General features: G+C 66.0%; 3 protein-coding genes. 2 read left to right on the plus strand and 1 reads right to left on the minus strand.

Annotation, left to right across the window (positions count from 1 at the left end; translation table 11 throughout):
• A partial coding sequence (locus WAN71_RS02705) for a GDSL-type esterase/lipase family protein (protein WP_422223853.1) occupies positions 1-482 on the minus strand: 482 nt, incomplete at its 3' end.
• Between the two features lie 264 nt (positions 483-746).
• On the opposite strand from WAN71_RS02705, the gene WAN71_RS02710 reads away from it, so the two are divergent.
• Both WAN71_RS02710 and WAN71_RS02715 read left to right on the plus strand, forming a co-directional pair.
• Positions 747-1,799, plus strand: coding sequence for an alpha/beta hydrolase (locus tag WAN71_RS02710; RefSeq protein WP_422223851.1), 1,053 nt, complete (start codon positions 747-749; stop codon positions 1,797-1,799).
• A gap of 95 nt (positions 1,800-1,894) precedes the next feature.
• On the plus strand, positions 1,895-2,742 hold an 848-nt coding region (locus tag WAN71_RS02715), incomplete at its 3' end, for a pyridoxal-phosphate dependent enzyme (protein ID WP_422223852.1).

The following is a 2,742-nucleotide window of genomic DNA, read 5'->3' on the forward strand; positions in this document are numbered from 1 at the left end:
GCGCCGAGCCGGCGCGCCGATGCACCGATGCCGTTGAGCGCCGTGACGTCGTTGGCGCCGACCAAGATCACCGCGGCGTCCGGCGGCGGACCTGCCACGAACATGGCGTCCACCTGGCCGGACAAGCCCTTCGAGGTGGCGCCGACAATGGCTTTGGTGCTCAACCGGATGCGTTTACCGCTGTGGTCCGCGAGTCCGCGCGCGATCAGCACACCGGGAACTTCTTCCGCGCTGCGACAGCCGTACCCGGTTGCCGTCGAGTCGCCGAAGATCATCAGGTGCAGGTCGACGGGCGTCCCGCGTTCCCAGCGCTGCACCGGACCGCCACCCTGGACATAGACGCCGTCAGCCCGCGGCGGGACGTCCCAGGATTTCGGGATGACGCTGCGCGCTTTCTGGGCTTGGCCGATCAGCAGGTTGCGTGCGCCCAAATAGGCAGTGCCGGTCGACGCCAGCGCACCTGCTGCGGCCAGCGCAACCATCGAGCCTCGCGGCGCGCGGAGTACCACGTGATCAGTTTATGTCCCCGGCGGCCGGTGTTCTCGGGAGCCGAGGGTCGACACGATTACGGGACGGATCAGTTCTGGTATCGAATCCGACTCTTTGATTGTTGAAATTTCGAGAAGTGTCAAGCTAAGTTTGCGAGGTTGGCTGAGTGCTAGGTCGGGGACGCCCGTTGGCTAGCAGTTGAACCCGATGCTCCGCCTACTTCGTCGACTGACTACAACGACGTAGGAAGTGTGAGCATGAGTGCACCGACCGAGGTACCCGGCATCCCGCCAGCGAGCATCCGCGCTCTAGGCGCGGTGCGCGCCCGCAGACTTCCCGTTAGCGACGGCGTACCCGTCGAGGTCGTCGAAAGCGGCCCCAGCCTCCCCGCAATGATCGCGGCGCTGGCATGCCGTCTGACGATCCGGCCGGTTTTGGCCGTGGGCAGCCACATTCCGCAGTTGCCGTGGCCGTTCGGCCTCATCGACTTCGCTGCACGGGTTTTGCTTCCTGCGCCTGGAACTATCCGCGCGACAGTGGAATTGCCGCACGCTACGGCTCAGCTGGTTCGTGCGCCCGGCGTACTGCCGGCCGACGGCAAGCGACGGGTGGTGCTCTATCTGCACGGCGGCGCGTTTTTGACGTGTGGGGTCAACTCGCACAGCAGGGTCGTCAACGCGTTGTCGAAATACGCCGACTCCCCAGTCCTGGTGGTCAATTACCGGCTGATTCCGAAGCATTCGGTCGGCATGGCGCTGGACGACTGCCACGATGCCTACCGCTGGCTGCGGCTGCGTGGATACCAGCCCGAGCAAATCGTGTTGGCCGGCGACTCCGCCGGTGGCTACCTGGCTTTGGCACTGGCGCAACGGCTTCAGCAGGTCCACGAGGGACCGGCTGCGCTGGTGGCGATTTCGCCGTTACTGCAGCTGGCCAAAGAGCCCAAGCAGGCGCATCCCAACATCAAAACCGATGCGATGTTCCCGTCGAAGGCATTTGATGCGTTGATCGCGCTGGTTGCCGAGGCCGCAGGCAAGCACATCGTCAACGGAAAGCCCGAGCAAGTCTACGAGCCGCTCGACCATGTCGAGCCGGGGCTGCCGCAGACGTTGATCCACGTGTCGGGATCCGAGGTGTTACTGCACGACGCTCGGGTGGCCGCCGGCCGGCTGGCGGCGGCAGGGGTCCCGACCGAGGTTCGGGTCTGGCCCGGCCAGATACACGACTTCCAGCTCGCTGCACCGGTGGTGCCCGAAGCGACGCGCTCGCTGCGGCAGATCGGCGAGTACATCCGGGAAGCCACTGGCTAGTTCGATTGCCCGGCTTCTCCTCAGCCCGGTACCCGGCCCGCATCGTCGCCGGGCGTGCTCGCGCACGGCGTCGCAGCACCTGAGACGATGAACGCATGCGGATCGCGCGACACATCAGTGAACTCATCGGGAATACGCCATTAGTTCAGCTGAACTCAGTCGTGCCGCCGGGGTCCGGCAGGGTGGTCGCCAAGGTCGAATACCTCAACCCGGGCTTGAGCAGCAAGGACCGCATCGCGGTGAAGATGATCGACGCCGCCGAGGCCAGTGGCCAGCTGAAACCGGGCGGCACCATCGTCGAACCCACTTCCGGAAACACCGGCGTCGGCTTGGCCTTGGTGGCCCAGTACCGCGGCTATCGGTGTGTGTTCGTCTGCCCCGACAAGGTCAGCGAGGACAAGCAGAACGTGTTGCGCGCCTACGGCGCTGAAGTGGTGGTATGCCCGACGGCGGTACCGCCCGACCATCCGGACAGCTACTACAGCGTCTCCGACCGGCTGGTGACGGAAATCGACGGCGCCTGGAAGCCCGACCAGTACTCCAACCCGCAGGGCCCCGCAAGCCACTACGAGACCACCGGGCCGGAGATCTGGGCCGACACCGACGGCCAGGTCACCCATTTCGTCGCCGGTATCGGGACCGGCGGCACGATCACCGGCGCCGGTCGCTACCTCAAAGAGGTGTCCGGCGGACGACCAGGAGGGCCGGTACGCATCATCGGCGCCGACCCGGAAGGTTCGGTGTACTCCGGCGGCAGCGGCCGGCCGTATCTCGTCGAAGGGGTAGGCGAGGACTTCTGGCCGGCGGCCTACGACCGCGGCGTGCCCGACGAGATCATCGCGGTGTCCGACTCCGATTCGTTCAACATGACCAGAAGGCTGGCCCGCGAGGAGGCCATGCTGGTCGGCGGCTCGTGCGGGATGGCGGTGGTGGCCGCGCTGAA

Source organism: Mycobacterium sp., from assembly GCF_049280035.1.
Taxonomy (GTDB): Bacteria; Actinomycetota; Actinomycetes; order Mycobacteriales; family Mycobacteriaceae; genus Mycobacterium.